This is a genomic window from Bacteroidia bacterium, assembly GCA_025056095.1.
Classification (GTDB): Bacteria; Bacteroidota; Bacteroidia; order JANWVE01; family JANWVE01; genus JANWVE01.
Map to the genome: position 1 here is coordinate 1 of JANWVW010000201.1, position 5,119 is coordinate 5,119.

The 5,119-nt window shown below is 35.8% G+C and carries 5 protein-coding genes; all 5 read right to left on the reverse strand.

Annotated elements, in window-relative coordinates; genetic code table 11:
- Nucleotides 1-105: 105 nt before the first annotated feature.
- Nucleotides 106-1,161 (reverse strand): N-acetylneuraminate synthase family protein, encoded by a 1,056-nt coding sequence (locus tag NZ519_11800; protein MCS7029438.1) that lies wholly within the window; start codon nucleotides 1,159-1,161, stop codon nucleotides 106-108.
- Nucleotides 1,161-2,153: a UDP-2,4-diacetamido-2,4,6-trideoxy-beta-L-altropyranose hydrolase gene (pseG, locus tag NZ519_11805; GenBank protein MCS7029439.1), complete on the reverse strand. Its 993-nt coding sequence runs from the start codon at nucleotides 2,151-2,153 to the stop codon at nucleotides 1,161-1,163. Before pseG ends, NZ519_11800 begins: the two co-directional genes overlap by 1 nt.
- Nucleotides 2,137-3,297, reverse strand: coding sequence for a UDP-4-amino-4,6-dideoxy-N-acetyl-beta-L-altrosamine transaminase (gene pseC, locus NZ519_11810; protein MCS7029440.1), 1,161 nt, complete (start codon nucleotides 3,295-3,297; stop codon nucleotides 2,137-2,139). The genes pseG and pseC overlap by 17 nt, the downstream gene beginning before the upstream one ends.
- 14 nt (nucleotides 3,298-3,311) lie before the next feature.
- Nucleotides 3,312-4,334, reverse strand: a complete 1,023-nt coding sequence (gene pseB / locus NZ519_11815; GenBank protein ID MCS7029441.1) for a UDP-N-acetylglucosamine 4,6-dehydratase (inverting) — start codon at nucleotides 4,332-4,334, stop codon at nucleotides 3,312-3,314.
- On the reverse strand, nucleotides 4,328-5,119 hold a 792-nt coding region (locus tag NZ519_11820), incomplete at its 5' end, for a Wzt carbohydrate-binding domain-containing protein (protein ID MCS7029442.1). The genes pseB and NZ519_11820, both read right to left, overlap by 7 nt.

Below are 5,119 nucleotides of genomic sequence, written 5' to 3' on the forward strand. Positions count from 1 at the left end.
TTGGATAATTTTTGAATACAAAAGACACAACATTATCAAAGGGATACTTGTTCAAATGTTTTCCTTGCCCATAAATTTCTTTTTCCCAGATTTCATCAAAATTAGTCATAAAGTTAAAATATTAAATTGAAAAGGTTCACCTGCTTTGACATCTTTCAAAAGTTTTTTCCCAATGAGAAATTCTACAAATTTAGGCGGAATACCTGTTGCTGGTCTTGAAAAAGCTACATCTTCCTTTTTTATAGTTTCACCTTTTGATAAATTTCGTTTAGCAACACAGGAAAGTCTGAAATTTAATCTGCCAAACTCTTCTTTTTGGGTAGGAGCTATTTTTGAACTTCCCATTGCTTTTTCTAAGAATCTTATCGCTTCCACTAACTCCCTAAATTCTTTCGGGTTAGAGGAAAATCTATGGTCAGGACCTTCCAAATTGTTATCTATCGTGAAGTGTTTTTCTATAAAACAAGCCCCCAACGCTACTGCACCTATTGCTGCAACTACTCCCTCAGTATGGTCTGAAAAGCCCACAGGATAATTAAAAGCACTTTGTAAAGATCTTATTTTCAATAAATTAACCTCTTCAGGAGGAGTAGGATAAGACGATATACAATGTAATATAATCAATTTTTTGCCCCCCGCTTGCTCAAAAGCTCTAACTGCCTCGTCTATTTCAGCTAAAGTTGCCATTCCTGTTGAAATCACAGTAGGTATGCCTGTTTTTGCCATTTGAGCAATAATTTCCAAATTAACAAGAAAATCTGAACCATTTTTTAACAAAGGAACCTCTAATCTTTCTAAATCTTGGATTCCCCTCAAACTTGTTGGTGTACTAAAAAAAATAATACCTACCTCATCTGCATATTTCTTTAATTCCTCAAGTTGTTCAAAACTCAGTTCATACCGCTTAAACATTTCATATTGAGTTTCTACTACCTTTTTCCCATTGGAAATATACTCATAAGTTAAATTTTTGTCTAAAATGAAATCTTCTGTTTCATAATTCTGAAATTTTACTGCATCAGCCCCCGCTTGCTTAGCAGCTAAAATAGTTTCTTTAGCAAGCTGCATATCCCCATTATGATTAATACCTATTTCTGCTACAATAAAACAGGGAGCATTATTTCCTATAAATTTGTCTTTAATTTGAATTTGATTAAGCATTATGAATAAAATATACTTTTTAGTGAATTCTTTTTTTGCAAATGTTCAGATGCACTATCAGAATTATGACTTAAAATAATTTGAATAATATCATTTGGACTTGGAAAACTATTGATAAACCCTACAAAGTTTGCTTTTTGTATTAGACCTTGATAGATTTCCTTTTGATTCAGAGCAGTCATAATGACCATAACTACTTTCATTCTGATAAACCACAATTCAATAGCTACACTACTTGCAGGTACAATGCCCAAATGACATTTTTTCATTACATTACAAAGGTCTTGGGCATTGAGATTTTGATACAAAAATATATTTTTTTCGTGATTTGTCAAATTTTTTATTTGCTCAAAATAAGGATATGCACTTCCTACCACCACATGAATTTCCTTAAAAATCTTTGCTTCTAAACAAGCCTGCAAAGCTTTTTCAGTGAAATTATGCGGGTCGCTACCGCCAAAACAAATAAAAGCATTTTCAATTTTTTCAATAGTATGCTCTTGTTGAGCCGCCTCTAAAAATGGTTTTCTCAAAAGAGCATATTCCAAGCCCAAACAAAGTTTTGTATATGGCTCGCAAGAATAATCTGTTTCTTTCACCCCTCCTGCGTGATTAATCACCACATCAGCTACAAAATGCCAAGCGTGCAAATCATCAATACAAACTAATTTTACACCTGTGTTTTTGATAATCCTTTGATATTCTGTCTGAAAATTATAGCCGTCTAAAACCACCACCTCCTTACCTGTAAGGAAATTTTTGGCAATATAACGAGCCTCTGCAAGATAATCAGTAGTTGAAGGCAAAACTATAATGTTTTCTGTAACTTCCTGAATTTGAGCCAGCACTTCTGTCGAAGGCTCTTGTATAAGGACGTAAATCTCAAAATGTTCTTTGAGCATATCGGCAAGAGCCAAACTACGTGTAATATGCCCTAAGCCTATCTGTGCGTTTCCATCTGCACGGAAGTATATTTTACCTATTCTCTTCATCAAAAAACGTAAAAATTTTTTCTATTACGTAGTTTTGTTCACTTTCGGAGAGGGTGGGATATATAGGTAAAGACAAGCATTTTTCATAGTATTTTTCTACCTCTGGTAAATCGCCTTTTTTCCAGCCTAATGCTTGGTAATAGGGCTGCCAATGCACAGGAATATAATGAACTTGACAGAAAATGTTTTGCGTTCGCAGAAAATTATACAATTCTTTGCGTTTTTCGGTTTGTATAACATATAAATGATACGAATTACCTTCGTGGAAAGGGGCTTTCTGAATAAATTTATGATTTTCAAATGCTTTGTCGTAATGTTGAGCAATTTTTTTACGTTTCTGCAAATTTTCATCGACTCTTTTGAGTTGTGAAATACCTAAGGCGGCTTGAAAATCAGTGAGTCTGTAATTGTAGCCTAAGGTTTGCATTTCGTAATACCAGCCGCCGTGATTTTCGAACAAAAGTTTAGGGTTTTTGGTAATACCGTGTGTTCGCAGGAGTAAAAGTTTTTCGTAAATATCTTTGCGATTGGTCGTTATCATCCCACCTTCACCGCAGGTAATATGCTTTACTGGATGAAAAGAAAAAATAGCAGCATCAGCAAAATTCCCATTTCCACAAGTCTGCTTTTGTCCTTTACTATCCAAAAAATAGCTCCCAAGAGCATGACAACTATCCTCCAAAATCCACAGGTTATATCTTTGAGCTAATTGCTTGTACCGCTCCAAGTCTACAGGGTATCCTGCAAAATCAACGGGGATAATTCCTTGAAAAAAGCCTTTGGGCTTGGATAAAATTAAGGCTTCTACCTTATCGACATCTAAGGTAAGTGTATCAGGATTGATGTCGGCAAAGAAAACATTTCCCCCACAATAGCGAATACAATTTGCCGAAGCAACAAAAGTAAGCGGCGATACGATAACGTTGCTTTTTTCATTCACGCCCAAAGCCAAAGCCGAAAGATGCAGAGCAGCAGTTCCGTTAGCAACGGCAATAGCATATTTTGCCCCAATATAGTCTGCAAATTTTTGTTCAAATTCAGCGATTTTAGGACCTTGTGTCAGAAAATCACTTTGTAAAGTTTCAAGTACAGCAGCAACATCCTCAGCAGTTATTTCTTGCTTTCCGTAATGTATGGGGTTCATGCATTCTTTTGAATTTAAACGCTAAAACTACTATCTACGTGCAAGCGAATTTGCTCTCTGATTTGCTCTACGCTTAGCCACTCAGTATTCTGCCCCGAGGAGTATCTGAAACCCTCAGGAACTTTTTTAGCTTTGTAATAAGAAAGATATTTTTGCATTGTATCCTCGTAAGAAGTAAAAGGAATATTAGGAACTATAACATAGTACTTTTCCAACTCAATGGTGTTGAGCGAATCAGTTTCGGTAATCATTTCTTCGTGTATTTTTTCGCCAGGTCTTATACCTATTATTTGTTTTTCGCAATGTGGGCAAATGGCTTCAGCAACATCTAAAATTTTATAAGAAGGTATCTTGGGTACAAAAATTTCACCTCCTAAAGCATTTTCCAAAGCAAAAAGTACCAAATCTACACCTTCTTGCAGGGAAATATTAAAACGTGTCATTTTGGGATGTGTAATAGGCAAAACACCCGATTTGCGTTTTTCTAAGAAAAGAGGTATTACCGAACCACGCGAGCCAATTACATTGCCGTAGCGCACTACCGAAAACCGAATGTCGCGGTAGCCAATCATATTGTTAGCAGCGATAAAAAGTTTATCAGAACACAATTTAGTAGCTCCGTACAAATTAATGGGAGCGGCAGCTTTATCAGTTGAAAGAGCCACTATTTTCTTTACACCACTATCCAAAGCAGCTTCAATGATATTTTGAGCCCCAATAACATTAGTTTTTATAGCTTCAAAAGGGTTATACTCGGCGGTAGGCACTTGTTTGAGAGCAGCAGCATGAATAACAATATCTACTTGTTCAAAGGCACGCATTAGGCGGTCTTTGTCGCGAACATCACCGATGAAAAAGCGAATTTGGGGATATTTAGAAGGGGGAAAAATTTGAGACATTTCAAATTGCTTCAATTCATCTCTTGAAAAAACGATGATGCGTTTTACATCAGGAAATTTTTCTAAGATGGTAGCAACAAATTTTTTCCCAAATGAGCCAGTGCCGCCAGTTACAAGTATGGATTTATTCGTTAGCATCGGATATAATTTTCAATATTTACGTTATATTTCTTTCCACTACCAAAATTCCATTGATATGGAAGCATTAGAGGAGATGAATTGGCAGCTATGGTATCAGATAATACACTATTGAAACCTACATCACTTAATTTAGTTATGATGTTAAAATAACCTATCTCTTTGGATTTAGTAAGAAAGTTCATCCCGCTTTTATCTCGCGCTCCCGCCCAAACAGTAAAAGATTGAGGAAGTAATGGCAAAGATTTAAAAGTACAACTGATGACGAAATTTCCTTCAACATAATCTGGTGAGCAGCCATCTATGAGCGAATTTGCACCAAATAGTGACCCATATTCACTTTCTACCCCAATCCAAAAAAGTGGATTTTCAATACGCTCTACTGCCACACAGTGCAATTCCACAGTGAGACTATCACCAATATGAAAACTCTGTTTAATTTCGCCATTTTGATTTTTAAACACAACATAATTAATAATTATCTTTTCGTTAAGATCATACTTACCTATCTCAAAAACACCATCAAGCGGATTAATTCCTTTCAAATATTGATTGATAATTGATAGGACATCACCATCTCCTTCTATACGCCCATTTTTTATTAGAACTCCCCTTGTGCATAAACCTTTGATTGTGCCCATATTATGACTCACAAACAGCACTGTTCTTCCTTCTCCCGTGCTTACATCTTTCATTTTGCCGATGCATTTTTTCTGGAATTCGGCATCGCCTACAGCAAGCACTTCATCTACTATTAAAATGTCTGCCAATAGGTGTGCAGCTAC

Bases quoted from the DNA above. Each gene is read 5' to 3' on its own strand.
- NZ519_11800 (MCS7029438.1), bottom strand. From the start codon at position 1,161: ATGCTTAATCAAATTCAAATTAAAGACAAATTTATAGGAAATAATGCT.
- pseC (MCS7029440.1), bottom strand. From the start codon at position 3,297: ATGAACCCCATACATTACGGAAAGCAAGAAATAACTGCTGAGGATGTT.
- pseB (MCS7029441.1), bottom strand. From the start codon at position 4,334: ATGCTAACGAATAAATCCATACTTGTAACTGGCGGCACTGGCTCATTT.
- pseG (MCS7029439.1), bottom strand. From the start codon at position 2,153: ATGAAGAGAATAGGTAAAATATACTTCCGTGCAGATGGAAACGCACAG.